Here is a 25,704-nt window from a genome sequence, read left to right on the forward strand (position 1 = left end):
TCACCCGCTGTAATACTAATTAATCAATTAACAACGATAATTAAGCTTTTCCTTTTTCGTAATCTTTAAACCAGCTCCCTACTTTCATTTGGATTACACCAAAAAATGCCTCCCTGAAAATTCTAGTGCTCATTTTAGATTCACCTTCTGTACGGTCAGTAAAGATAATAGGAACTTCAACTACCTTAAATCCATGCTGAATGGCAGTGAACTTCATTTCTATCTGAAATGCATATCCCACAAATTTAATCCTGTCAAGTGCTATAGTCTGTAATACTTTTCTTTTAAAACATTTGAACCCCGCAGTAGCATCTTGTATATCTATACCCGTTACAAGTCTCACATAAACAGAGGCAAAGAATGACATTAATACTCTACTCATGGGCCAATTCACAACATTAACCCCCTTAATATACCTGGATCCGATGGCTACATCTGCTCCCTGTACACAGGCCTCTCTTAACTTTATCAGATCATCAGGATTGTGAGAAAAATCTGCATCCATCTCAAAAATATATTCGTAGGTATGTTTTAAAGCCCATTCAAAACCGTGAATATATGCTGTTCCTAGTCCTAGCTTTCCCTTACGTTCTTCAATGAACAGCTTACCTGAAAATTCACCTTGTAGGTGTTTAACAATATCGGCAGTCCCGTCAGGCGAGCCATCATCCACAACCAGGACATGGAATACATGTGTTAAGGAAAAGACCTTTCGAAGAATCTTCTCAATGTTTTCCTTTTCATTATATGTTGGAATTATTACTAGACTGTCTGAAAGCACGGATTGGTATTAAAGCAGCAAAAGTAATTTTAAAAAAAGATAAAAGAAACCCCTGCCCAGTAAACAGGGGTTAAAATATGTTAATTAATGAACTCCGTGCATCAGTCTCTTTACTAATGGAGTAAGCAACATTATAAAAATCCCTACACCAATTGGTATCAGAGTAAAGATGAGAAAGAAAGTTGACATGGAGTATTGAGAAGTAATTTTGTCGATCATTCCGCCAGTTGTACCTGCAACCTTATTTCCAATGGCTATTGCTAAATACCAGATACCAAACATAATGGCAATCATCCTGCCAGGAACTAGCTTACTAACGTACGACAAGCCAACCGGGGAAATGAAAAGCTCACCCATGGTGTGAAAGAAATAAGCAAATACAAGCCAGATCATACTAACGGAAGCGACTTTTGCCCCCTGAGGTATATCACTTGCTCCGTATGCAAGGGCTGCGAAACCTATGCCTAAAAGGATCATTCCAAAGCCATACTTTAAAGTAGCAAAGGGGTTGTATTTACTTTCCCATATTTTAGAAACAAGAGGCGCAAAGGTAATGATGAACAGAGAGTTAAGAACGTTAAACCAAGATGCCGGAACTTCAGCCTGGACATCATTATATTGATTCTTCAACATGTAAATCACGATACCCCAAATTATTACAAAACTTGTCGCCAAAATAACATTGCCCAAAGCGTACCTGTCAAAGGTCGACTTAAACAATTTGAATAGCACATAGGAGATAATAAGCAATGGAATAACGGTGATAGCTGTATTGACTACGTTAAAAATAAGCTTGGAATTTCCCTCAAGAACACGTGCGGTGTAATCCTTTGCAAAAATGGTCATGGAACCGCCTGCCTGTTCAAAGGCAGCCCAGAAGAATATAGTTATAAAAGCAAGGCATATCACAGCTATCATCCGGTCCCTAAGAACAGGAGTATATTGTGCAATCCTTTTTATTAAAATGAATATAAAAAGGACAAGAGCAAAAAGAATAACGGCATTATCACCAGACAGGTTTCCAAGAGAGAAATCAAAAAGGTTAGATTTGGTTATTTTAGAAACAGGATCATTTATTGTCCAAACCAACCCAAGAATCGAGATCAAACCAATAATAAGCAGATCAAAGGATGAAAAAGGGTTTCTTGTGGCAACTCTTGGATCTTCATTAGCATCTGCTGAATCTTCGCCAGTCTCAGGTTTTAATCCTATACTTCCAAAGATGTTTCGGGTGAAGTAAAACTGAAGCATTCCAATGAACATAAAAATTCCGGCCAATCCAAAACCATAACTCCAGCCCCAATCTGGGCTTTCTCCAATATAACCACAGAGAAGAATGCCCAAAAACGCACCAGAATTAACTCCCATATAGAAAATAGTATAAGCACCATCTTTCTTTTCAGGATGCTTTTTATACATATGAGAAAGGATAGAAGTCATGTTAGGCTTGAAAAAACCGTTCCCGATCACAAGCAAGCCAAGCCCGAGGTACATAAAAAAGGAATGGAACTCCATGGCCATTGAAAGGTGACCAAGAGTCATAAGTAGGGCACCAAGCACAACTGCCCAGCGATACCCAATGATCCTGTCGGCAACATATCCACCTAATATTGGTGTGAGATAAGCCAGAGAAGTGTAAGAACCATAAATAGCGAGCGCACTTTCCCGTTCCCATCCCCATCCAGGATTTACTCCTGTTATTGCTGACGTTAAAAACAAGACAAGAAGGGCTCGCATGCCATAGTAGGAAAAGCGTTCCCACATCTCTGTAAAAAATAGAACGAAAAGTCCTTCGGGATGCCCAATAACCTTTCTATCAAATAAATGATCGTTTGCTGTATTTGTCATAAATAATTCTACCTTATTTCACTTCGCCCATTAATTTTTTGATTGCCGGCGATACCGCAATCATCACTATACCCGCCACAAGTGCATAAAGCCCTAATTGTTTGTAACCTTCTGTATAGGTAAAGAGTTTTTGCACCAGGGAGTCATTCTGATTTCCCTGCGCAATACCAGCGCCGATTATGCCTGCCACATATTGTCCGTATGCACTTGCCAAAAACCACATACCCATCATAACACCCTGAAGCTTAGGTGGAGAAAGCTTAGTCATAGCAGAAAGACCAATAGGCGAGAGGCAAAGCTCACCTATTGAAATAATAAAATAGGCGAGAGTAAAAACGTCTAATGAAGCCACGCCTTCAGCATTAGCAAAGAAACGTGTTGCATAAAACATAAAAAATGCTCCAGCAAGAAAAATAAAACCTAAACCAAATTTAACGACAGTATTAGGCTCCTTATTTTTCCTGGCTAGTTTAACCCAAATCATTCCAAGCACTCCGGCGAAAATGATTACAAAAAGTGAATTAGCTGCGTTGTTTACACCATTAGGATCAAGGGTGAAAACACCAAGCAATTTATTACTTAGATTATTGGCAGCAAAAAGACTTAAAGAGCCTCCACTTTGCTCAAAGAATGCCCAGAAAAATATTGAAAACAAGATGAAAAAGAGTGCAGCCAAAAGCTTATTCCGCTCGGCTTTTCCATACTTGGTCATCTCATAAACCAAGTAAAGCAGCGTTGCCGGACCAATGGTATACATAAACCAGTCAGTGTATTGGGTTTGGGCCACCATTACCATGATGAGTGGTATAACAGCTAGAGAACCAAGATAGACAAGGTATGTAAGCCAGGGTTTTGCCTTTTGACCAACTGCCGAAGGGGTGGTTGACACATTGCCTCCTATGCTCTCTGCAATCATTGGCTTCAGCGTTTCCTCTGCTGAAGGAGGGAGGCCAATAGGCCCCAAGGTTTTCTGCGTGTATAAGAATGTTAGCAAACTTATAGTCATTACAATTCCAGCAAGACCAAAAGCCAGATTCCATGAATATTCTTTTCCAATAGCGATACAAGCATATCCCCCTATTAAAGCACCTATATTGATGCCTGCATAGAAAAGGGAAAACCCTGCGTCCCGCCTGCTATCACCCGGTTTATAAAGGGATCCAACCATAGTAGAGATATTAGGTTTAAAAAAACCAGTACCAACTACCGTGAAGCTAATTCCCAAAAAGAAAAATTGATGGGGATCAAAGGCTAGTATCCCGCTTCCAACAATCATCAAAAGCCCACCCCAAAATAAAGATCTCCTAAAACCCAGGATCTTGTCGGCAAATAAGCCCCCGATAAAAGTAAAAGCGTACACAAATGCTTGGGTGGCACCATACTGTAGATTCGCTTTCTCTTCATTCATTAGAAGCTCGTGAGCCATAAAATAAGTGAGCATTCCTCTCATACCGTAGAAACAGAAACGTTCCCACATCTCGGAGAAAAACAAGTACCAAAGCTGAGGAGGGTAGGACCCTTTAAAGTTTTGTATTTCCTCCAGGGTCAATTCTTTTTTAATCTCGGGCATTATAGGTTATTAAAAACAAAGTCGGTTAATTTAGAATAAAGATGGAAAGTAGTATTACCTCCGTATATCCCATGATTTTTATTTGGGTAGTAAGCCTGTTCAAATGGCTTTCCAGCTTGAATAAGGGCTTCAGAAAACATAATACTGTTCTGAAAATGAACATTGTCGTCGGCTGTTCCGTGTACAAGCAGAAACTTACCCTTTAAATCTTTCGCGAATTCAATAGGAGAATTGGCATCATAGCCCTCCGGATTCTCTTGTGGTGTTTGAAGAAAGCGCTCGGTGTAGATTGAATCATAAAAACGCCATGTGGTAACCGGAGCAACGGCCATTACCATTTTAAAGATCCCATTTCCCTTTGTGGCACACAATGAAGAAAGGTATCCTCCAAAACTCCAGCCCCAAATTCCAATACGTCCACTATCTACATACGACTGTGAACCAAACCATTTCGCCGTTTCAATCTGATCGATGAGTTCGAGCTTTCCCAATTGTTTGTAAGTCGCCTTCTTGAACTCTGCACCTCTAAACCCAGTTCCTCTGTTATCCACACAAGCTACAATATACCCTTTCTGAGCTAACATACTGAACCACATATCCCGGGCACCACCAAAGTTATCATCAACATTTTGACTGCCCGGACCGCCATAAACATACAGTAGTACCGGATATTTTTTTCTGGTATCGAAGTTTGCAGGTTTAATCATGTAACCATTAAGTTCAATTCCCTGCGTAGTGGTGAATTTAAAGAACTGAGCTCCTGGAATTACAAATTGTTTTAACCTTTGTTTAAGCGCGCTGTTATCCTCCAAAACCCTAACCAGCTTTCCTGATTGTTCATGCAAAGTAATATAAAGAGGCTGATTAATAGTGGAATGAGAGAGCGTATAATAACTAAAGTCCTTACTGAATTCTGCTGAATTTGTACCATTGCTCAAACTCAGCTTGTTTTTTCCAGCACCGTTAAGACCTATAGAATAGACGTCCTTCTGAAGAGGCGAAACTTCAGTACTCTGATAAAAAACCACGCCCTTTTCCTCATCTATACCATAAATCTGTGTTACTTCCCAATTACCCTTAGTTAACTGCTTAAGCACTTTTCCTTCATTACTGTAAAGATAAATGTGATTATACCCATCGCGTTCACTCACATTCACGAATCGCTTTCCGTCATTTAAAAAAGTCAACTGTTCTTTTTCAATATCGATATACGCCTTATCCTGTTCAGACATGATAATTTTCGAGGTTCCTGTCTCTGCATTTGTAAAAAGGTAATCCAGCTTGTTTTGATGACGGTTCAACCTTAAGATACATAATGAATTAGCTGTATTAGTCCACTTAACTCTGGGGATATACTGGTCTGCCTCATTTCCCACGTCTGCAGTCGTTGTCTTACCAGAACTATAATCATAGATATGGATACTTACCTTAGAGTTCTTTTCACCAGCTTTGGGATATTTATATCTGTACTCCCGGGGGTATAACCCTTCGTAAATAGACATCGAATATTCAGGAACAGAGGTCTCATTAAACTTATAATAAGCTATCTTATTACCATCGGGACTCCAGAAGAATGCTCTAGCGAAAGAAAATTCCTCCTCATAAACCCAATCAGCCCATCCATTAATAATGCTATTCTTAAGTCCATCTTTTGTAACCTGGATTTCTTTACCTGTAACAAGATCATGGAGGTAGATATTATTGTTTATAACATAGCAGACTTTGCTTCCATCAGGGGAAAAGGTAGGAAATTGCTGCTTACCTTTGGCCGAAAGTGGCTTCATTTTCTTGATGGCTAAATCAAAGATATAGTACCAGGCCTTACTAGAATGTCTGTAAATTTCTTCCTCGTCCTTTGCCAATAAAACCTTCTTCTCATCAGGACTAAAAACTGTACTAACCTCAAAACTGTCCTTCCCGGCAATAACATCGGCTTCTGTGTACATAATCCGGGATATCTTACCGTCAGAATAATTATTGCTTACTACGGAAATAAGACCAGTCTTAGCATCTCTTATTATTGATGCATAAGTTTTTCCATCCTTTAAAGGCTGCTGACCGAATACATAATTTTGTCGGAACGTTCCTTTTCTAAAAATGTCTTCCAGCGAAATATCCTTGGGAGTTTGGGCGAAAGAAGTCGAAAAAATAAGTAACAGGATACCTAAGTAACTTTTCATTAAAAAATCTAAACTAATGATCGTGTGCTTGTAAGTGCAGTTCTAAAAGCGTTTATTTCCTGGTCAGGTGTTAAACAACTAAATTGAAACTAGTGCAAATTATAGAAAAAGGCTTAATAAATGAAGTAGCAGACAAACGATTTGAGAATAAAAAGGGAAGAGATAATAGTATAAATAATACGTTTCAACAGCTTCCCCCGCTTAAAAACCTAAAATTCCCTTACCTACGCAATACTATTCCAGATAAAAGATTTTTCATTTCCATGCTCTCTTTCAGATCATGAGTTTTGATGACAAAAAAAATAATCCATTTGCTGCAGTGAAATCGATAACTACAGGAGTAATTTACTACTTATGAAATCAACATAAATAAGTGCATAAAGCGCTAGAAGTAGGTAAATTGACTAAAAAGCCCTGCTGAAAAGCAAGGCTAATTTTATTATATCGATGGGTTAAATATGTGAAACGACTACCACTTTTTATATGGAAGAAATTTCCCTTCCATGGTAATTTTTACGCGGTCTCCATTCGGATTCTCCACTTTATCAATATCCATAGTAAAGTCGATCGCACTCATTATCCCATCTCCAAATTTTTCATTTATAAGTGCCTTAAGCGTAGTTCCATAAACCATGATCAATTCGTAGAACCTGTAATGTGTTGGATCGGTTGGAGGCATATCAGGAAGAGAACCTCGCTCAGGGAATTGTTGCAAAGCAAAGACTACATCGGATCCAAGGCCAAGAACTTCCACAGCATTTTCCGCCTCTTCTTGACTCATTGTTGCTTGCCCGTGCAAAGCAAGTGTTGTCCATACTATATGTCTGTTTATTTTCTCAGAAATCTCCTGATATGTTAACTTTTTTAATGCTATTGTCTCTAAAATAAGTTGTGTGCAATCTTTTCTTGTCATTTATTCTATCTTTTTGTTTGTTTTTTCTGAAATATACAACAAAATAAACACTTCAATAAAAAATTATTGAAAATAAAATAGAAATTAAACACACTTCAAACACAACAACTAGATAAATCAGTTTATTTGAGAAAAAAATAGGAATTTTTTAAAAAAAACAAAGGAATTTTCTATAAAAAACCTTAAATCCTTATTTCAGGAATGAGTTTTCATAAGGAACTCTGGTTGCTATTGACCTCCCTAAGGTAATTTCATCCACATATTCAATTTCCCCTCCAAAAGCAATTCCTCTGGCAATTGTAGTTACCTTCACCGGCAGATCTTTTAGTTTCTTATAGATATAAAAGATTGTAGTATCACCCTCCATTGTTGCACTCAGGGCCAGGATCACCTCCTGTATTTCGCCCCCCCTCACGCGCTGAACCAAGGATTCAATATCAAGCTCAGACGGACCTATTCCATCCATTGGGGATATTAATCCACCAAGAACATGATAAACACCATTATATTGATTGGTATTCTCTATCGCCATCACATCGCGGGTATCTTCTACAACACAGGCTATACTTTTATCTCTCTTAATATTGCTGCATATATCACAAATAGCAGAATCGGAAATATTCTTACAGGTATCACAAAATCTGATATCATGCTTCATCTTCGTCAACGCCTGGCTAAAACGTTCAACATCAGCTGTTGGCTGGTTTAATAAATGAAGCACTAACCTTAAAGCAGTCTTTTGTCCAACCCCGGGCAGTCGTGAGAATTCATTAACTGCGTTCTCTAATAAACGCGAAGAAAAGTTCATACTGCAAAAGTATTAAATTAGGCCCGTGGTCCCATATTCCAGTATAACGAAACATGTCAAATGACTACCGCAGGAGATTTGTATTAACAGGATCTTTCATTGCGTAGATAGAATCTACAATATATCGGGTGAATCCTCTCCAGGGAAGAGTGTTATGATATTCTTTATAATGAAGATCAAAGGTTTTACCAGAATTCTTCATAAGCTCTTCGGCGATACGCTCATCTGTTACCGAGAATTGAAACTCGTAAGACTGGATACTTCCTGCGGCTCCTCCACGAAGGCCGCTTTGAATCAATTTACCCTCGTAAGTTTTAAAAACATTGCCCTTTTTAACTAGGTAATTTAGTTCTCCAGATTTTACCCCTTCGCCGAAAACGTAATAATAACGGTAGTAAACTATTCCGATTATAATAAGTGCAATTACAATTGCAGCAATAGAGCCTATTTTTCGCATGAGGTAAGATTTTTACTTTAATAACCAAGTAGCAAACAATATGTTTATCGCTTAAGTTCCCTATTCTAAACTAATAAAGTAATAGCACTCCGGAATGGGTTTCAATCGATCTCAAAATATATATTCAGGAACAAGCGGCCTTGTTTTACCGGTCAAAAACAAGTTATCTTACCCCTTGGAATTTCAAGACAAGCCTCGCTTATGTTTTTACGCTTCACTGATGAACAGCATAGAGATCAACAGTTCATTCTATAAACTCCCCATGGCAAAGACCGTTGCTAAATGGGCAGATTCTGTGCCTGATGATTTCAGATTCACTTTTAAAATGTGGAGGGATATAACACATAATAAGGGTCTCACATTCAACAACAATGACGTAGTTAGATTTATTGATGTGATCTCGAATGTGGGAATAAAGAAAGGATGCGTCTTGGTGCAATTTCCACCAAGCCTCACTAATGCGGCTTTCGGGAAACTAGAAACTTTACTACAATTGATTCAAGAGCAACAAGGAGCGGCTGACTGGAAAATAGCACTGGAGCTTAGCAATGCCTCCTGGTATAACGATGAGTTATTCGAATTAATGGAGCAGTCAGGGGCAAGTCTGGTAATACATGATAAACTAGAATCTTCAAACCTTCTTACTGACAACCCTGCCGAATTTATATATCTGCGCTTTCACGGTCCCGGTGGCAACTATCGTGGCAGTTATTCCGACGAATTCCTGAACGAGTTTTCTTATTATATCAGAGATTGGCAGGAGGAGGGTAAAACGGTGTATATTTATTTCAACAATACCATGGGAGATGCTATTGGTAATTTGGCTACTCTCAATAAGTATATTAATTCAAACGATCTTTAATATTTAATATAACAATAGAAGGAAAAAACAATGAGTCAGGAAAAAATTTGGTTTATAACAGGAGTTTCAGGAGGCTTAGGAAGAAGTATCGCAAAACATGCGGCTCTAACCGGGGCAACTGTTATCGGGACACTGAGAAAAAAAGAACAAATTGACGATTTTTCGCAACTAGTTCCCGGTAAAACCTATGGAGTTTTACTGGATGTAAATGAACATGCCGATATTAAAGGCGTTATCGATACTGCAGTCTTAAACTTTGGACGAATTGATGTTCTCGTTAATAATGCAGGTTATGGTCTCTTTGGAGCTGTTGAAGAAGTTAGCATGGAGGAGGCAAGACAGCAAATGGAAACAAATTTTTTTGGCGCTCTGGCTGTGACTCAAGCTGTTTTACCTCTCATGAGAAAGCAGCAGGGAGGGCATATTGTACAAATCTCCTCGCAGGCTGGCTTTCGCTCAGCGCCAGGACTAGGAATTTATAATGCAAGCAAATTCGCTCTTGAAGGCTTTAGCGAAGCGCTGGCTTTGGAAGCAGCAAACCTGAATATTAAAGTAACGATTGTGGAACCGGGTCCCTTCAGGACTAGCTGGGCCGGAGATTCATCTAAACGTGCAGCCGAAGTAATCGAAGATTACTCAGACGTAGCTGGTAAACTTATTACAACAATAAACAGCTATTCTGGCGATCAACCAAACGATCCTGAAAAAGGAGCAAAAGTAATCGTGGAAGTAGTGAATAGTGAAAATCCGCCGCTACGCCTTCCTCTTGGGCCTGAGGCACATGAGGCTATAAAGAACAAGCTTAAGTCGGTTGCCGAAGATATTAGTCACTGGGAAAGCAAAGCAATAAAAACAGGTTTTGCAGATTAAAGCCCGGCCATAGTAATTCGAATATTTCTTATCCTTGCAAGGAAATCGAATTACTATGTTTTTTCTATTATCTAAGCTACTGGTAATATTTATTTATCCGATTACCTGGATTGTCTTTGCGTTTTTGCTAGCCATATATTGTAAGAATAAGAAATTACAAAGGCGATTTCTACTAACCGGATTCTTTCTGTTACTCTTCTTCAGTTTACCTTTCTTTCAAAACTCTTATGCCCGTCTCTGGGATATTACTACCAAACCTGATAACAAACAATACGGCGCAGCAATTGTACTTGGAGGCTACGGCAGTGAGGATAGAAACGGAGGTGGATATTTTAATGGGGCGTCAGACAGGTTTATTCAAGGAACCCGGTTAAAAATCTCCGGAAAAGTTAAATATCTGGTTTTTAGTGGAGGAAATGCTAATGTACTGCTACCGAAATCTTTCATCGAAAGCAGCTGGACAGCTGAGGTATTGAAAGACTTCAAGGTAGAACCAAAAGATGTATTGATCGAAAAGGAATCAAGAAACACTCTGGAGAACGCACTGTTCACGCAGCGTTTACTGAAAGCAAATAATGTTCCGCCTCCATATTTGCTCGTCACTTCCGCCTTCCATATGCGCAGGTCATTACTAACTTTTGAAAAGGCTGGGGTAGAAGTAATACCTTATTCATGTAACTACATTGCAGGTCACGAACGGCTGTCGATAGACAGCTTCTTGCCAAATGCAGAAACCTTATCAAAGTGGGAAAAGTACATCAAGGAATTAATTGGCTACATCGTCTATTACCTGAAATAATAGGAAAATATGGGCAAATAAGGGCAAATAAAAAAATTAAAAGCCCTCTTGCTTTTGATAAAAAAAGGCATAACTTAGCGCTAACAATTATAACTGTCAAACAAACACTTATTTACTAAAACCAATTATTATTTCAAATGAGAAAGCTCCTTTTATTGTTGCTATCTTCTTCAATGGCATTGAGTGCCTCCGCACAAAACACAGCTGAGCTGAGTACAAGTCCCAGCGGCAGAACGATCAGCAAACACGTTTACGGCCATTTCGCAGAGCATCTTGGCAGGTGTATTTATGGTGGATTTTATGTTGGTGAAAACAATACAAAGATCCCTAACAAAGATGGAATACGAACAGATGTGGTTGACGCATTAAAAAAGCTCAAAATCCCCAACCTACGCTGGCCGGGAGGATGTTTCGCAGACACCTATCACTGGAAAGATGGTATTGGACCTAAGAACCAAAGGCCCTCAATTGTAAATACCTGGTGGGGTGGAACTACCGAAAACAACAGCTTCGGAACACATGATTTCCTTAATATGTGTGAGTTGTTAAACACAGAACCTTACCTTGCCGGGAACCTTGCTACCGGAACGGTTCAGGAACTGGCGGATTGGGTTCAATATGTGAATTTTGCAGGCGAAAGCCCTATGTCTAAACTTAGAAGACAGAATGGTAGAAACCAGCCTTGGAAAGTATCTTTTTGGGGAGTGGGCAATGAAGCCTGGGGTTGCGGTGGAAACATGAAGCCAGACTACTATGCAAACGAGTTCCGCAAGTATTCTACATTCATGACCAACTGGGATAACTCCACTAAGCTATTCAGAATTGCCTCCGGAGCAAATTCTGCTGATTACAACTGGACCGAAACGCTAATGAAAAATATTCCTTCAAACCTGGTTGAGGGTATCGCGCTCCACCACTATTCAGTTATTAATTGGAATAAAAAAGGTCCGTCTACAGATTTCTCAGAAGAGCAATATTTTGCCACCATGAAAAGCGCTGCTTTTATGGAGGAGTTGGTTAACAAACACATTGCGATCATGGATAAATACGACCCTAACAAGAAAATTGCCCTGGTAGTTGACGAGTGGGGTGGATGGTACGATGTAGAACCAGGAACTAATCCAGGCTTCTTATATCAGCAAAACACTATTCGTGATGCAATGATCGCTGGTTTGACCCTTAATATATTTAATAACCATACAGACAGGATCAAGATGGCCAATCTTGCTCAAGCGGTAAACGTATTACAAGCTGTAGTACTAACTAATGAAGAGAAAATGATCCTGACCCCTACATATCATGTTATGGAAATGTACAACGTTCACCAGGACGCAGAGTGGTTACCGCTTACGGTCAAAACAAACAATTATACTTTAGGAAACGATAAATTACCTGCAGTAAGTGGATCTGCTTCCCGCAAGAATGGACTTACTCATGTAACGCTTACCAATATTGATGCTAAAGCAGCACAAGAGATCTCAATCAATATAAAAGGAGCTAAGTTTAAAACAGTTAGTGGTCGTATCTTAACCTCTGCTAAACTTCAGGACTTTAACTCGTTCGAAAACCCGAACAAAATCATTCCAGTTACCTTTAAAGGCGCCGACATTAAAGGAGACGTCCTTAAAGTGAAACTGCCGGCACACTCTGTAGTTGCCTTGGAACTGAAATAAAAGATTAGGACAGGTAATAAAAAGTCCCGTCCAAGCTCTCGCTTGACGGGACTTTTTTTATTTTATATATACGAATTACCTGACGAAGCTCAATCGCTTCCCGCTACCCAATTCGTTGAATCGCCCATTTTCATACACCAGGTTTCCAGACACAATTGTATGTGTGATGGCGGAACTGAAAGTATAACCATCGAAAGGACTCCAACCACACTTCGATAGGTCTGTTTCCCGTTTAACAGCTGTGTGCGCCTGCAAATCCGTAAGTACCAGATCTGCCCAGTAACCTTCCCTAATATAGCCCCGTTTACTAATGTTAAAGCAGATGGCAGGATTATGGGCCATTTTCTCTACAATTGCTTCAAGACTGATCTTACCCTGCTTATAAAATTCAAGCATAGCTAGAAGTGAGTGCTGCACTAAAGGTCCGCCTGACGGCGCCTGCAGATAGCTTTTTTGTTTTTCCTCAATGGTATGGGGAGCATGGTCAGTAGCAATAACATCAATTCGTCCGTCAAGAACTGCTTGCAATATTGCATCACGGTCGCTTTCTGCCTTTACAGCAGGATTCCATTTTATCCAGTTTCCTTTCTCAGCATAATCTTTATCAGAAAACCAAAGATGATGGATACAAGCTTCAGCTGTTATCTTCTTCTCTGCCAGTGGGGTAGTATTTTCAAATAGCGCCAGCTCTTTTTCGGTGGAGATATGCAGGATATGTAATCTCGCTCCATGTTTTTTCGCTAGTTCGACCGCTAAAGATGATGATTTATAACATGCTTCTGTATTCCTTATTAATGGATGCATTTCTGGCGTAATGTTTTCGCCATACTTCTCCTGAAAAGCTGCAAAATTAGTTCTGATGGTCTGCTCATCCTCGCAATGGGTAGCAATGAGGATCGGAGCGGAAGAGAAGATCTTTTCCAGAACAGCTCCATTATCAACCAACATATTTCCCGTAGAGGAACCCATAAAAACCTTTATGCCACATACATTTTGCGCATTGGTTTTTAATACCTCGTCAATATTATCGTTTGTAGCACCCATGAAGAAAGAATAATTCGCCAGAGACCTTTGTGAGGCTATAGTATATTTTTCTTCAAGTAGCTCCTGTGTAATAGTATTTGGAACGGTGTTCGGCATTTCCATATAGGAGGTAATACCACCGGCTACCGCAGCCCGGCTTTCTGTAAAGATCTCTGCCTTATGTGTCAGTCCAGGTTCACGAAAATGTACTTGATCGTCTATACAACCGGGTAGCAGAAATTTCCCTTCAGCATTTATTTCTCTATCAGCAGACACATTCAATGAGGAAGCTATTTGCTCGATATATCCATCTTTAATGAGTACATCGGAGACTGTTTGTTTTCCTTCGTTTACCAGGGTTGCAGCTTTAATTAGGATTGACGACATCTTTTGCAGGTTTGAATTATTAATACTTACTAACCTGCGAAAATAAGTTTAATAAGATACATACAAACAAAAAATAAGGATTAATAGAAGACTTGGTGCAAGAATCATTATCATAACTATACATATAAAAATAAAAAGGGATTAGCAAGCTATACCTGTTAATCCCTTTATCTCATAGATAGATGTTAAGCTATTTTATAGCCGTATATCCTCGTTCAATCATTCATTCAATCATTCATTCATTCATTCATTGCCTCACACTGCAAGCTCATCAATATATTCAGATAAACGTGGCAGGTAAATCACGTTGTTATTTTTACCTAGCTCCATTGACCAGAAACTTCCAGCCATTTTAAAGATCTTGAATAGCTGACTGGATTCATGCAGAAGGAAAAATTCAAGCCATTGATTTACATTCATTCTTCCCAAAACCGCATGTGTTCCAACCCGGGCAAAATTCTCTGAAGGCATCTGCTCTATTTTCAACCAAAGTTCATTCCGCAGTCTATACATTTCATGCATCAGGGAACCGGTTGTTTTTGCATTTGTAAAAGAAAACTCAGGATCCTGATCGGGCTTGTAAATGTCAAAATGAGGGTTTATTTCGCTAACAATTCGATTTAAACGATCCAGGAAAATATGGTGATATCTTGTCAGATACGCGATTGTTTCGTGGATAGAAAATTTGTCTTGTGTAATTCTGTTATAGATTGCTTCCGGTGGAAGATCGTCAATATAACTTTTCAGTGTTTTGTGTTGATTACAAAACCTCTCAATAGTATGAGGGTGTAAATTCATAGAAGAATCGTTTTTGGTTAGTCCTGTATTTAACATATGACCAATTTGTTTTGTTTCTCGTCTGGTAACAGGATTAATTCAGTTTCTATGCCAAAGGTCGGCAGGGAGTATTAAGATTAGGTTCAGGTAGCGTTAAAGTTTGATCTATAGCGAGATAGGAGTACTATCAACGAGTAAAACAGGTAGTTTGCAAAGTGAAATACCTGTTTTACTTAATGTAGCAGTTTGAAGACAAAATCAACAATTATGCCTTTTTTGTCAGACTTGTTGTCCTTCTTCAACCATACCCAGAAGCAGATATTTAGCAGAGGCAGGATTAGTGGCCAGAGGAACATTATGGACATCGCACACTCTTAATAGCATTTGAACATCTGGTTCATGAGGATGCTTTCCGAGAGGGTCCCTAAAGAAGATAATTCCTTTCAGATTTTTTTCGGCGGCCATAGCTGCAATTTGAGCGTCTCCTCCTTGAGGTCCACTTAGTTTACGTGTAACTTCCAAACCCGTTTCCTGGATCCTGGAACCTGTTGTGCCCGTAGCAATCAAATTGTAGTTTTTAAGTATCTCGTGATACTCCTTAACAAACTCAACCATCTCAGGCTTCCGGCCATCATGTGCAATTAGGGCAATTGTTTCTTTCGACATAATTATCCAAAAAATAAATAAGATATAAGGATAGCTGCAATAACCCCGGCCAGGTCGGCTATTAAACCCGCAGTGATTGCATAGCGGCTATTTTTAATTCCGACAGAACCGAAATAAAGAGCGACAATATAAAAGGTTGTGTCTGCTGAGCCGTTAAAAACGCAGGCAAGACGTCCTACAAAGGAGTCGGGTTGAAAGGTTTTCATAGTTTCGATCATCATGGCCTTTGCACCCGAACCACTTAGCGGTTTTAAGAAAGCTACAGGTAAAGCATCAGTAAAACGCGTATCAATATTAAACTGACTGAAAGCAAATTTAAATCCATCTACAATATACCCCAGGGCTCCGCAGTTTCTAAACAAGCTTATTGCAGCTAGCATGGCGATCAGATAAGGAATAATTTTAACTGAAGTTTCAAAGCCACCCACAGCTCCCTCAATAAAGGTTTGAAAAACGTCAACCTTCTTACGGATGGCACCTAAAATAAAAATAACTGGAATACTAAGCAGAAGCAGGTTACTAGCAACCCTGGAAACGATACTGATCTGATCTTTATCAAGGTAAGCAGTGAAATACCAAACAATGAAAGCTATAAAAGAAGTTAAACCGATAAGCCACGCCATTACAACCGGCTGAAAAAGATTAATCCTTTGCCATATGGCCACAACGATCATTCCGACAACTGTAGCAACATAGGTAGCTATAATACAAGGGATAAAAATATCTGTTGGATCGGCTGCTCCGAGTATTGCTCTTTGGGCAATAATGGAAATAGGCAATATGGTTAAACCCGAGGTATGAAGCACCAGGAACATGATCTGGGCGTTCGAGGCCGAATCTTTACTTGGATTTAGCTCCTGAAGGCTTCCCATCGCTTTAAGACCCAAGGGCGTTGCAGCATTGTCAAGTCCTAGAAGATTCGCAGAAAAGTTCATCATCATTTGTCCGGTTGCAGGATGATCTTTTGGCACCTCAGGAAAAAGTCGATTAAAAAATGGTCCAACAATACGGCTAAGAAAGTTAATAGCACCTGCCTTTTCCCCAATTCGCATGATCCCCAGCCACAGTCCCATTGTTCCGATCAGAGGAAGTGCAATATCCATTACGGATGATTTGGTGGTATCGAAAAGGCCTTCAACCAGTTTCTGAAAAATCTCCGTATCTCCAAAGAAGATAAGCTTAATTAATGCAACGATAAAAGAGATAATAAAAAAAGATATCCAGATATAATTTAAAACCATGCCATCTACAAATCAACGTAAAAAATGGTGCTACCTGCACTCAGGCAGCAAACGGGTGTGAATTTACAGTTTTTGGAAAGCTTTCGGCAAATTATCTAACAACTAGGTTCAAACGTTCCCCCTTGATCTTCCCTCTTTAACCTTTCCACTTTAACCTTTGTCCTTTCTTTCATACCTTTGCGCCACCAAATAAAGTATTATGAGACAAAACTGGTGGAAGCTACTAGCTTCTATTTTAGTTTTATATTCCATTATCGGGGGATTTCTAATTCCAGTTCCTGCATTACCAATTCTTCATGAAAGCATCAGAAACTTATTCTTTCATGTACCCATGTGGTTCGCCATGCTGGCACTTTATTTAATATCTGTCATTTACAGTATTAAATATCTTAACACAGGCAACGAAAACGATGATCTGATAGCGGTAGAAAGCGTAAATACCGGTGTTTTCTTTTGCTTTTGTGGACTTGCAACAGGAATGTTGTGGGCTAATATAACCTGGGGTGCTCCATGGCCTAATGATCCTAAATTAAATAGCTCGGCAATTTCAACACTGATGTACCTGGCTTATTTGGTACTGCGGAACTCGCTTGACGAAGAACAAAAGCGAGCTAAGATCTCGGCGATATATAACATCTTTGCCTTTCCGGTAATGATAGCCCTGTTGTTTATCCTCCCGCGTTTAACCGACTCTCTTCATCCAGGCAACGGCGGAAACCCGGGATTTAGTAATTTAGATCTGGATTACAACATGAAGTGGGTCTTAAGACCAACCTTTATTGGCTGGATATTGATGGGCATTTGGATTATGACCATCCGATATCGGATCCGTCTGCTCGAAAACAAGAAAAACACTAATTAATATAAGCTCATAAATCTCTTAAGATGAAAAGTTTCTTTTTGACTCTCTCTTTAATCCTCATAACTACTATTCAAATTTTTGCGCAAGCCAGCGACGTAGAAATGGCAACAGATTTAAGAAGCTCAGGAAAGATCTATGTTGTTGTTGCCGTTGTAGCTGTTATATTTATAGGACTGGTAATTTATCTATTTTCTATTGACCGACGCCTGAAGAAACTGGAAAACCAGGATTAAAACATTTAAGCCTAAAGAAATTTCGTGAAAAGATATCACGATATACTCAAACACTTTGTTATCTTTCATACTTTAAGTTGATGATTTAGGTCAACATTTATAAACCTAAAGTAGAATTTATGACTGACAACAAAGTAGCCCCCTATGGTCAAACGGGTTTCTTCGATGATGTTTGTGCTTTTTTTGATCGTGCAGCGCAATTTACAGATCACCCTAAAGGATTACTTGACCAGATTAAAGCTTGTAACAGCGTTTACAGGTTCCGTTTCCCCATTAGGAAAGGGAACAGTGTGGAGGTAATAGACGCATGGCGCGTTGAACACTCTCACCACATGTCTCCAACCAAAGGAGGTATTCGTTACAGTGAAATGGTAAATGAAGACGAGGTAATGGCACTAGCCGCACTTATGACTTATAAATGCGCTATTGTGAATGTTCCCTTCGGTGGAGCAAAAGGCGGAATTAAAATAAATCCGAAGAACTATTCACTCGCCGAACTGGAAAATATCACTCGCCGCTATACCGTTGAACTTATAAAGAAGAATTTTATCGGTCCAGCTATTGACGTTCCTGCACCTGATTATGGTTCTGGCGAACGGGAAATGAGCTGGATAGCAGACACTTATTACACTATGAATCCGGGTCAGCTTGACGCTATGGGCTGCGTTACCGGAAAGCCACTAGCCCTGCATGGTATTAATGGAAGGAGAGAAGCTACGGGAAGAGGTGTTGCTATCGCAACCCGGGAATGCATGAGTTTTGCTGAAGATATGGCGGCCCTTGGATTAACTCCGGGACTGGAAGGAAAACGAATCATCGTACAAGGATTAGGGAACGTGGGATACCATTCTGCCAAATTCCTCGCAGAATTTGGAGCAATCATAGTAGGCTTATGTGAATATGAGGGAGCTATTTACAATCCTGATGGACTGGATGTAGATGCAGTAGTTGCCCATCGAAAAGAGACCGGAACAGTGCTGGGATTCGCCGGTGCAACAAAAGAATTTGCAAACTCTGCTGAGGGTTTAGAACAGGAATGTGATGTACTTGTTCCTGCAGCATTGGAAAACCAGATCACCATTAATAACATTCACAACATTAAGGCAAAAGTTATCGCAGAGGGCGCTAATGGTCCAACATCCCCTGAAGCCGGAAAAATTTTCACTGAAAGAGGCGGCATAATTATTCCAGATATGTACTGTAATGCAGGAGGTGTTACTGTTTCTTACTTCGAATGGCTAAAGAACCTATATCACGTTGCATTTGGAAGAATGGACAAACGATATGAGGAGAAGGCAAATCTCGAGTTGGTTAATCTTATCGAGAAGATGACCGGCGCTTCTCTAACCTGGGATCAGAAAAAACTGGTAGTTAAAGGGCCAAGTGAACTTGAATTGGTTAATTCTGGTCTTGAAGAGAGTATGGTGCGTGCCTATCATGATATCAGAGAGATTAAAGTTCAAAACCCTAAGATAGAAGACCTGAGAACCGCAGCTTTTGTTGGTTCAATAAATAAGGTTGCTATATCCTATATGAACATGGGGATTTGGCCTTAAAGGGAATAAAGACCGAAAAAAGGAGAGCTTTTTAACTCTCCTTTTTTTGTAAAACTCTATTTGTTTATTTCAGGCCAAAAAGAACCTTCAAAAACTTTCACCCTCCATTTGCGAGCATCTGCTCATGAAGGTTCTATTGCCCTTAAATCGCCAAATGAGTCAGGGTCTTCGAATTCTCGAGCTCCAGGTGCTCTTTGGAAACCCCTGTTTCATGTGTTACCGGACTTACATTTCCTATTTCAGCAATGAACACACTGGGTTGAGTCAATAGTTCTTTCTGCAGGGCTAACGCGCTTAAAGAGATTTTACCAACTACATATTTGAAGTTAGGCGAAAAATAACGCTCAGTAACTTCTTCGAATCCCAGCTTTTCAATTAGTTGCTCATCGGAATACCTTAAATAAACGTTTAGTGAATAGTCAGATGAAAGCACCAGGCCTTTTTTCTGATGATACTTTTTATACTCGTAACGGTAGTCATAGCGCAGAGCAGCGATATCTGAAAGAACTGCAGAACCTGTTGGGTGGCCTCCAGCTCCTTTACCGAAAAAAAATTGCTGATCAGCAAAGGCAGCCTGCACGATCACTCCGTTGTACTCGTTTTCAACGTTATAAAGAAAGTCATCCTGCCTCACTAATTTAGGTAGTACATAAAGAACGATCTTCTTCTCTCCAAATTCTAAGGCTGTAGGTACAAGTTTTATCTTAAAATTTTTTTCTCTTGCAAATTGGATGTCCTGGTCGCCTAAGTTTTGAATGCCAATGTTTAACACATTCTCGGGATCAGCAAGTAATCCATATGCGTGGGCAGAGGCAATAACCAGCTTATATTTAGGGTCAAAGCCACCCACATCAAGAATTGGGTCGGTTTCAGCAAAACCGAGATCCTGAGCCTGCTTCAAAGCTGTTCCGTAACTTAAATTCTCATTGAAGATCTTAGAAAGGATAAAATTTGATGAACCATTGAAAATACCCCTTAAAGAGTACAACAACTCATTATCATAATACTCTTCCAGGTTGCGGATGATTGGAATACTACCGCATACTGCGCCCTCATACAAAAAAGAAACGTTATGCTTTTGTTGTAGTTCAACCAGCTCTTCAAGGTGGTTAGCAATAAGCTTTTTATTAGCAGACACTACGTTCTTACCATTTTTCAAGGCTGTAGTTACAATGTAATAGGCGGCAGCGGCGTCGTTGATTAACTCTACTACTGTATTTATTTCAGGATCGTTCAATATTAATTCTCCGTCTGTAGTGAACAATTCTTCAGGAAGCGTTCTTTCCTTTTCAGGATTTTTTATAGCAATCTTTTTAATTTCAAGATTCAGGTCCTTTGTCCTGATAATATCGTATAAGCCCTGACCCACCACGCCAAAGCCAAATAAACCAAGTGTAAGTTTCTTACTCATTTAAAAATTTATGTTTAAAATCTCGTATTCTGGTTGCACCTTCTGCCGGAATTCAGCTATCACATTAGTAAGGGCATCTGTCTCTATTAAAAAGCCATCATGCCCGTAAAAAGAATTAATTTCTGAGTAAAAGGCCCCTTCAATATTTTCTGCAAGATATTTCTGCTCTGATATTGGAAATAATTGATCCGAAGTGATACCGATAACAAGGGTATTTGCTGTAATAGCTTTCAAGGCGTCTTTTGCTGAACCACGCCCTCTTGCCACGTTATGACTATCCATCGCTTTAGTTAAGTACCAGTAACTATAAGCATTGAAGCGTTTTACTAATTTTTCTCCCTGGTAATTCTGATAGGAGCAAGCTTTAAAGCCTTCCCTTTTTTCATCGCTAACTTCCTGTTGGGTACTGACATAAGTTTCATAGTTACGATAGGAGAGAAGCGCAATGCTCCTCGCCACCTTTAGCCCATTCTTTCCACCCTCAGGTGAATTAGTATAAAAGGTAGGATCAGCACTAATTGCTAGTCTTTGACTTTCATTGAACGCAATACCCCAAGCCGAGTGCCTGGCATTAGTAGCCATTAAAATCAAGTCCTTAATCCTAGATGGCTCCTGAATTGCCCATTCAACCGCTTGCTGTCCTCCCAGGGAGCCACCTATTAGGATTGCTATTTCTTTAATTCCAAGATGATCAGCAAGAATAATTTGCGCCCTCGCCATATCTCTGATGCTAAAATTTGGGAAGGATAAGAAGTATGGTTCTCCTGTTTCCGGATTTGCACTGAGAGGGCAGGTGGTACCATAATGAGACCCAAGAACGTTAGCACAAACGATGAACTGATCCTGCGGATCGAACAGTTTATTCTCACCAAACAAACCGCCCCACCAGTCGAAGACATCAGAATTAGCAGTGAGAGCGTGAATAACCCAAACTACATTATCACCCTGGCTATTTAGTCGTCCCCATGTTTCGTAAGCAATCTCAAGTTCCCCTATTATTTCACCATTTTCACAGGTAAAAGGCAAATTATGTTTATATGTAGAAATGCTCATGCGTGGTAATGATCGATTTACTCTACTTAAAAAAATTTAAGAAATTTATGATTTACTGCTACAGCAGAAAAACAGATGCCTTTGGAAGTGTCTGAAAAACCTATTGCATCAAAAGATCCAAAAGTTTTATAAGCTGCATTGAGGAACTTAACCCATTTTCAGGTACAAGCGAAGATGCTCCCAATAGGGAACCTGGTTCTTTAAGATTTTTCTTCATGGTTTTAACAATTTATATCTTTCCCAATTAATCGGGAACAGGATTTGGCACCTTTTCCGTTCTCTCCCGGTAGGTTGTCAGCGGGTCGCAGAGCCTGATCTCTCACCGCTTCTTTATAAATCAAAACCTTTTGAGGGGTATTTGACAACCGATATTTCAATCGGACAAGCAAATATAATAGCTTTTAGTTTAATCGTACAAAAAATTCCGAATACTATTACTCCAAGGCACTTCTAAGATCAGCTATAAGATCCTCGATATTCTCAAGACCAACAGAAAGTCGTAGAAGATTAAAAGGTGTTTTAGTAAGTGGTCCTTCAACTGAAGCCCTATGTTCTATCAAACTTTCAACTCCCCCCAAACTTGTAGCCTGTGTGATCCATTTCAGGGAATTAGCTACTTTTCCGGCTGCCTCTTCTCCACCTTTTATAGTAAAACTTAGCATTCCACTGAAACCAGACATTTGAGATTTTGCGATATTATGTGAAGTATGGCTTTCTAAGCCAGGATAAAACACCTTCTCAATAGCAGGATGCTGCTCCAGGAAATGTGCTATTTTAAGCGCATTTGCTTCGTGCCCCCGCATCCGGTAAGGCAATGTTTTTAATCCCCGAACAGTCATATAGCAATCGAAAGGAGAGGGAACAGCGCCCGACAAGGTCTGTATGCTTTTAATCTTCTCCCATTGGGTGTTGGTTGTTTTAGTCACTAAAGCCCCTCCGAGCACATCACTGTGGCCTCCGAAGTATTTGGTGGAAGAGTACATTACCAGATCAGCTCCTAAATCCAAAGGCTTTTGAAAAACTGGAGTTGCAAAAGTATTATCGCAGCAAACGGAGATCTCATGCTGGTGGGCAAGACCGCAAATAGCCTTAATATCTGAAATTTTAAGCAAAGGATTAGAAGGTGTTTCTATCCAAATAAGTCTTGTGGTATGCGGTTTAATTGATTTTTCCACGGCGGCAAGATCAGACATGTCTATATAGGTGATGTCGAGTGTTCTTGAATACACTTCATTCATCAATGCCTTCAAACCATGATACATGTCTTCAGGAGCAATGACATGACTTCCTGGTTCGAGGGATTGGAAAACAGCAGATCCCGCTGCATTTCCCGAGGAAAAAGCACAAGCCTCAACTCCTCCGTCTAGCTTGGCTAGCACATTTTCCAGGGATAATCTATTTGGGTTAGCAGCACGTGTATATATATATCCTGCAGGATAGGAACCATCTTCTGCCCGTTCGAAAGTAGTAGATAATGTTATAGGTTGAACAACCGCCTTAGTATTTGAATCGGTAGTATTACCGGCATGAATTGCAATAGTTTCTATTTTCATATTCTGCTTATTCTGCAATAATAAGATTTAAGACTTAATGAAAATAGACTTAGCTTGTTTTAAAGAACAAAAACATTAATAAAAGGGATTAGAAGAAAAAGGGATCAGCGGAACAAAAAACTCCCGCTCATAGAAACCTACAAACGAGGGATGATCGTCTTTGGGAGTGCTGCTAGAATAGAAAAATAGACGTTCACAAAAAAAGGCCCCTAGAAGGAGCCTTTATACAAATTTTTTTTTCTTTTACAGTTTAGATAAGAATTGTTGAGTTACGTGACCTAGCTTAATAAGCTCATACTCTTTAGGCGATATAGCACCTTTTTCTTTCAATTCATAAACCTGATTCAAGCTGTGAGCTGAAGAATGCTTTTTAACCCGGTGCTCAATAGCTTTCGAGAACTCCTCGTGATTAGTAATGAAAGAGTGGCTGAAACCAGAACATTCATCGGCTCTTCTACGGGTTCTGATATGACCCATTCTGAAATACTTACTTAATTTATGATGCTCTGCCGAAGCTTTGTAGATATCATGAACAGATATTTCATGTTTTTTCTTTGAGAACAGACCTTTTTCCATTACCAGGTGCTGATCTGTAAGATGCCATTTTTCGTTTGCTTTACTGATTGCCCAAATCAATCCCGCTGCAGCTAAAACTCCTCCAAAAACTTTGAATGTCATATCCTCCTGAAGGAATAATATTAATCCAGCTGCGATTAAGCCCGCAGGTGCTGAATAAACGATCCAATGTTTCTGTGCTGTAATAGTTGGTTCAGGGTGTCTTACTTCTGCCTTTTCTTGTTTTTTACTCATACTGAAGGGTAGTTTACTGCTACTGTATACGCAAGTTTTTTTATTTGGGTTATGATTTTTTTCAATCTTCTAGCAGCTTGGCGAGATTACTCTAGGGGGATAGTACAGTGCGCAGCAGAAAGAATCGAAGAAACATTTTCAAAGGAAATAAAAAGCTATGGAGATAAACTTAAGGTTAACTTGTTACTGACAGAATAGTAGCCAGTATCTAACAGGGGAAACGCGTGCAATTTACCGGGCTATGTCCGGGCTAAGTACGGGTTTTGTCCCTGTTAAGTCTTGGGTATGGCAAGTTAGTGGTAGGACGTTCCTTAAATGAATTTTCCCCTCAGTTAATTATCATTAAATATATTCGAGTCTAAAATTTTCCTTTTTCGCCCTTTCCTTTTTGCCGGGGATTTGACTTATTTTGCAGTAAATAACAAAAGAGATGAGTAGTGATCCGATGGCAGATAAGCTTTTTGAAATGAAGTTAAAGGTTATTTTTGAGAAGTACAGCTGGTTACAAGATCAGCTTTCATTTATAGAATTTAAGGAATTATTTCCCGTGAACTTTAAAAAGGGGAGGCCGGTTGGTTTAGATAAACCAGCATTTGATCTTGATAGAGAGATCTTTTTGGAGGTACTTATCGCCTTTAAGCAATCGTATCCTCCAAATTGATCAAATTCTGCTCTATCTTATCGCTTTTAGGTCGAGCTCAATATTTACCTTTTCTGAAATGAACTTATCACCGAGCGTTTTATCGTTTCCATAGTTCATTTGCCACTGCCTTCTGTCTATGTCAAAGTCGGCTTTAGCCTTCATTGTGTTTCCCACCAGTTCTACATTAGCTGGAAAAGTAATATTTTTAGTAACGTTCTTCAATGTCAGGTTTCCACTAATATTGAAATTAGCTCCCTTCACCAAAGAGGTATCTTTTCCATCCGGTTTGTAAGGTTCCACCTTTGAGATTTGAAATTTCGCTGTTCCGAAATTATCTGCGTCAAAGAAATCTCCGCTTAAAAGGTGTGGCTTAAGCTTGCTCTGAAACATATCGCCCTTTTCCTCCACTTCAAGCGACTTAACATTTATTTCAAACTCTCCACCTGTGATCTGTTGGTCTGCTACCGATACATTTCCATAGTTCAGTTTGAAGATACCAGGATGGCTTTTACCTATCCCGTGACCCGTAAACCGAATCCTTGAAGTAGTAGTGTCGATCCTGAAAGTCTCACCAGTTGATGTTGCAGCCTGTTGTTCTTCGGCTATTTTCGCGTTATCTCCTTTCGGTGCCTGATTGCATGCAGAGATAGAAACCGCCATTGCTATTGCTACTATTGAACTTTTAACTCCTGTTTGCATATTATTCTACATTGGGTTAGAACATTTAA

General features: G+C 39.6%; 24 protein-coding genes and 1 riboswitch. Of the genes, 8 read left to right on the forward strand and 16 right to left on the reverse strand.

The genetic code is table 11. The annotated features are described in order from the left end of the window. Positions 1-40 precede the first annotated feature (40 nt). The 7 genes from J4N25_RS14780 to J4N25_RS14810 form a co-directional block, all read right to left on the reverse strand. The gene (locus J4N25_RS14780; RefSeq protein ID WP_207420439.1) at positions 41-781 is read right to left on the reverse strand and encodes a polyprenol monophosphomannose synthase; all 741 of its coding nucleotides are present in this window, start codon (positions 779-781) and stop codon (positions 41-43) included. Between the two features lie 84 nt (positions 782-865). After that, complete coding sequence (locus tag J4N25_RS14785; protein ID WP_207420440.1) at positions 866-2,629, reverse strand: peptide MFS transporter; 1,764 nt, start codon at positions 2,627-2,629, stop codon at positions 866-868. Positions 2,630-2,642: 13 nt separating this feature from the next. After that, a complete protein-coding gene (locus J4N25_RS14790) occupies positions 2,643-4,199 on the reverse strand; it encodes a peptide MFS transporter (RefSeq protein ID WP_207420441.1) in 1,557 nt (518 codons plus the stop codon). Beyond that, positions 4,199-6,379: a S9 family peptidase gene (locus J4N25_RS14795; protein ID WP_207420442.1), complete on the reverse strand. Its 2,181-nt coding sequence runs from the start codon at positions 6,377-6,379 to the stop codon at positions 4,199-4,201. The genes J4N25_RS14790 and J4N25_RS14795 overlap by 1 nt, the downstream gene beginning before the upstream one ends. Positions 6,380-6,848: 469 nt before the next feature. After that, positions 6,849-7,292 (reverse strand): cyanase, encoded by a 444-nt coding sequence (gene cynS / locus J4N25_RS14800; RefSeq protein WP_207420443.1) that lies wholly within the window; start codon positions 7,290-7,292, stop codon positions 6,849-6,851. Between the two features lie 190 nt (positions 7,293-7,482). Continuing rightward, a complete protein-coding gene (gene recR, locus J4N25_RS14805; protein ID WP_207420444.1) occupies positions 7,483-8,100 on the reverse strand; it encodes a recombination mediator RecR in 618 nt (205 codons plus the stop codon). Between the two features lie 64 nt (positions 8,101-8,164). After that, complete coding sequence (locus J4N25_RS14810; protein WP_207420445.1) at positions 8,165-8,557, reverse strand: hypothetical protein; 393 nt, start codon at positions 8,555-8,557, stop codon at positions 8,165-8,167. 94 nt (positions 8,558-8,651) lie between these two features. On the opposite strand from J4N25_RS14810, the gene J4N25_RS14815 reads away from it, so the two are divergent. The 4 genes from J4N25_RS14815 to J4N25_RS14830 all read left to right on the forward strand — a co-directional run bounded on the left by J4N25_RS14815 (position 8,652) and on the right by J4N25_RS14830 (position 12,761). Further along, the gene (locus J4N25_RS14815) at positions 8,652-9,419 is read left to right on the forward strand and encodes a DUF72 domain-containing protein (protein WP_207420446.1); all 768 of its coding nucleotides are present in this window, start codon (positions 8,652-8,654) and stop codon (positions 9,417-9,419) included. A 30-nt stretch (positions 9,420-9,449) separates the two neighbouring features. Next, positions 9,450-10,289: an oxidoreductase gene (locus tag J4N25_RS14820; protein WP_207420447.1), complete on the forward strand. Its 840-nt coding sequence runs from the start codon at positions 9,450-9,452 to the stop codon at positions 10,287-10,289. A gap of 55 nt (positions 10,290-10,344) precedes the next feature. Next, complete coding sequence (locus J4N25_RS14825) at positions 10,345-11,088, forward strand: YdcF family protein (RefSeq protein ID WP_207420448.1); 744 nt, start codon at positions 10,345-10,347, stop codon at positions 11,086-11,088. Positions 11,089-11,225: 137 nt separating this feature from the next. Beyond that, positions 11,226-12,761, forward strand: coding sequence for an alpha-N-arabinofuranosidase (locus tag J4N25_RS14830; protein ID WP_207420449.1), 1,536 nt, complete (start codon positions 11,226-11,228; stop codon positions 12,759-12,761). A 75-nt stretch (positions 12,762-12,836) separates the two neighbouring features. On the opposite strand, the gene J4N25_RS14835 is transcribed toward J4N25_RS14830, so the two are convergent. The 4 genes from J4N25_RS14835 to J4N25_RS14850 form a co-directional block, all read right to left on the reverse strand. Then, entirely contained in the window at positions 12,837-14,171 is a 1,335-nt protein-coding gene (locus tag J4N25_RS14835; RefSeq protein ID WP_207420450.1) for a dihydroorotase, read from the reverse strand. A gap of 255 nt (positions 14,172-14,426) precedes the next feature. Then, entirely contained in the window at positions 14,427-14,969 is a 543-nt protein-coding gene (locus tag J4N25_RS14840; protein WP_207420451.1) for a DinB family protein, read from the reverse strand. A gap of 258 nt (positions 14,970-15,227) precedes the next feature. Then, positions 15,228-15,614, reverse strand: a complete 387-nt coding sequence (locus J4N25_RS14845) for a methylglyoxal synthase (protein ID WP_207420452.1) — start codon at positions 15,612-15,614, stop codon at positions 15,228-15,230. Positions 15,615-15,616: 2 nt separating this feature from the next. After that, a complete protein-coding gene (locus tag J4N25_RS14850; RefSeq protein WP_207420453.1) occupies positions 15,617-16,855 on the reverse strand; it encodes a nucleoside recognition domain-containing protein in 1,239 nt (412 codons plus the stop codon). A 199-nt stretch (positions 16,856-17,054) separates the two neighbouring features. Here J4N25_RS14850 and ccsA point away from each other — a divergent pair, with 199 nt between their 5' ends. The 3 genes from ccsA (at position 17,055) to J4N25_RS14865 (ending at position 19,506) form a co-directional block, all read left to right on the forward strand. After that, positions 17,055-17,717 (forward strand): cytochrome c biogenesis protein, encoded by a 663-nt coding sequence (ccsA, locus tag J4N25_RS14855; protein WP_207420454.1) that lies wholly within the window; start codon positions 17,055-17,057, stop codon positions 17,715-17,717. 23 nt (positions 17,718-17,740) lie between these two features. Continuing rightward, positions 17,741-17,950 (forward strand): CcmD family protein, encoded by a 210-nt coding sequence (locus J4N25_RS14860; protein WP_207420455.1) that lies wholly within the window; start codon positions 17,741-17,743, stop codon positions 17,948-17,950. Positions 17,951-18,069: 119 nt separating this feature from the next. Next, a complete protein-coding gene (locus J4N25_RS14865) occupies positions 18,070-19,506 on the forward strand; it encodes a Glu/Leu/Phe/Val family dehydrogenase (protein WP_207420456.1) in 1,437 nt (478 codons plus the stop codon). Between the two features lie 142 nt (positions 19,507-19,648). Here J4N25_RS14865 and J4N25_RS14870 read toward each other — a convergent pair whose 3' ends face one another. The 4 genes from J4N25_RS14870 to J4N25_RS14885 form a co-directional block, all read right to left on the reverse strand. Beyond that, positions 19,649-20,917: a homoserine dehydrogenase gene (locus tag J4N25_RS14870; protein ID WP_207420457.1), complete on the reverse strand. Its 1,269-nt coding sequence runs from the start codon at positions 20,915-20,917 to the stop codon at positions 19,649-19,651. Next, positions 20,918-21,970, reverse strand: a complete 1,053-nt coding sequence (locus tag J4N25_RS14875; RefSeq protein WP_207420458.1) for a homoserine O-acetyltransferase family protein — start codon at positions 21,968-21,970, stop codon at positions 20,918-20,920. A 226-nt stretch (positions 21,971-22,196) separates the two neighbouring features. Then, a riboswitch (SAM riboswitch) is annotated at positions 22,197-22,309 on the reverse strand. A 95-nt stretch (positions 22,310-22,404) separates the two neighbouring features. Further along, positions 22,405-23,523, reverse strand: a complete 1,119-nt coding sequence (locus J4N25_RS14880) for a trans-sulfuration enzyme family protein (protein ID WP_207420459.1) — start codon at positions 23,521-23,523, stop codon at positions 22,405-22,407. A 243-nt stretch (positions 23,524-23,766) separates the two neighbouring features. After that, positions 23,767-24,333: a PH domain-containing protein gene (locus J4N25_RS14885; RefSeq protein ID WP_207420460.1), complete on the reverse strand. Its 567-nt coding sequence runs from the start codon at positions 24,331-24,333 to the stop codon at positions 23,767-23,769. A 430-nt stretch (positions 24,334-24,763) separates the two neighbouring features. Between J4N25_RS14885 and J4N25_RS14890 the strand changes: the two genes are divergently transcribed. Then, a complete protein-coding gene (locus tag J4N25_RS14890) occupies positions 24,764-24,994 on the forward strand; it encodes a hypothetical protein (RefSeq protein ID WP_207420461.1) in 231 nt (76 codons plus the stop codon). 12 nt (positions 24,995-25,006) lie between these two features. Here the strand turns inward: J4N25_RS14890 and J4N25_RS14895 are convergent, their stop codons facing one another. Further along, positions 25,007-25,675: a YceI family protein gene (locus tag J4N25_RS14895; RefSeq protein ID WP_207420462.1), complete on the reverse strand. Its 669-nt coding sequence runs from the start codon at positions 25,673-25,675 to the stop codon at positions 25,007-25,009. Positions 25,676-25,704: the final 29 nt, after the last annotated feature.

The sequence above is a fragment of the Desertivirga brevis genome (assembly GCF_017355835.1).

Bases quoted from the DNA above. Each gene is read 5' to 3' on its own strand.
- J4N25_RS14825 (WP_207420448.1), top strand. From the start codon at position 10,345: ATGTTTTTTCTATTATCTAAGCTACTGGTAATATTTATTTATCCGATT.
- ccsA (WP_207420454.1), top strand. From the start codon at position 17,055: ATGAGACAAAACTGGTGGAAGCTACTAGCTTCTATTTTAGTTTTATAT.
- J4N25_RS14790 (WP_207420441.1), bottom strand. From the start codon at position 4,199: ATGCCCGAGATTAAAAAAGAATTGACCCTGGAGGAAATACAAAACTTT.
- J4N25_RS14880 (WP_207420459.1), bottom strand. From the start codon at position 23,523: ATGAAAATAGAAACTATTGCAATTCATGCCGGTAATACTACCGATTCA.
- J4N25_RS14865 (WP_207420456.1), top strand. From the start codon at position 18,070: ATGACTGACAACAAAGTAGCCCCCTATGGTCAAACGGGTTTCTTCGAT.
- J4N25_RS14840 (WP_207420451.1), bottom strand. From the start codon at position 14,969: ATGAATTTACACCCTCATACTATTGAGAGGTTTTGTAATCAACACAAA.
- J4N25_RS14820 (WP_207420447.1), top strand. From the start codon at position 9,450: ATGAGTCAGGAAAAAATTTGGTTTATAACAGGAGTTTCAGGAGGCTTA.
- J4N25_RS14845 (WP_207420452.1), bottom strand. From the start codon at position 15,614: ATGTCGAAAGAAACAATTGCCCTAATTGCACATGATGGCCGGAAGCCT.
- J4N25_RS14785 (WP_207420440.1), bottom strand. From the start codon at position 2,629: ATGACAAATACAGCAAACGATCATTTATTTGATAGAAAGGTTATTGGG.
- J4N25_RS14895 (WP_207420462.1), bottom strand. From the start codon at position 25,675: ATGCAAACAGGAGTTAAAAGTTCAATAGTAGCAATAGCAATGGCGGTT.
- J4N25_RS14870 (WP_207420457.1), bottom strand. From the start codon at position 20,917: ATGAGTAAGAAACTTACACTTGGTTTATTTGGCTTTGGCGTGGTGGGT.
- J4N25_RS14860 (WP_207420455.1), top strand. From the start codon at position 17,741: ATGAAAAGTTTCTTTTTGACTCTCTCTTTAATCCTCATAACTACTATT.
- J4N25_RS14885 (WP_207420460.1), bottom strand. From the start codon at position 24,333: ATGAGTAAAAAACAAGAAAAGGCAGAAGTAAGACACCCTGAACCAACT.
- J4N25_RS14795 (WP_207420442.1), bottom strand. From the start codon at position 6,379: ATGAAAAGTTACTTAGGTATCCTGTTACTTATTTTTTCGACTTCTTTC.
- J4N25_RS14890 (WP_207420461.1), top strand. From the start codon at position 24,764: ATGAGTAGTGATCCGATGGCAGATAAGCTTTTTGAAATGAAGTTAAAG.
- J4N25_RS14830 (WP_207420449.1), top strand. From the start codon at position 11,226: ATGAGAAAGCTCCTTTTATTGTTGCTATCTTCTTCAATGGCATTGAGT.
- cynS (WP_207420443.1), bottom strand. From the start codon at position 7,292: ATGACAAGAAAAGATTGCACACAACTTATTTTAGAGACAATAGCATTA.
- recR (WP_207420444.1), bottom strand. From the start codon at position 8,100: ATGAACTTTTCTTCGCGTTTATTAGAGAACGCAGTTAATGAATTCTCA.
- J4N25_RS14875 (WP_207420458.1), bottom strand. From the start codon at position 21,970: ATGAGCATTTCTACATATAAACATAATTTGCCTTTTACCTGTGAAAAT.
- J4N25_RS14850 (WP_207420453.1), bottom strand. From the start codon at position 16,855: ATGGTTTTAAATTATATCTGGATATCTTTTTTTATTATCTCTTTTATC.
- J4N25_RS14810 (WP_207420445.1), bottom strand. From the start codon at position 8,557: ATGCGAAAAATAGGCTCTATTGCTGCAATTGTAATTGCACTTATTATA.
- J4N25_RS14835 (WP_207420450.1), bottom strand. From the start codon at position 14,171: ATGTCGTCAATCCTAATTAAAGCTGCAACCCTGGTAAACGAAGGAAAA.
- J4N25_RS14815 (WP_207420446.1), top strand. From the start codon at position 8,652: ATGGGTTTCAATCGATCTCAAAATATATATTCAGGAACAAGCGGCCTT.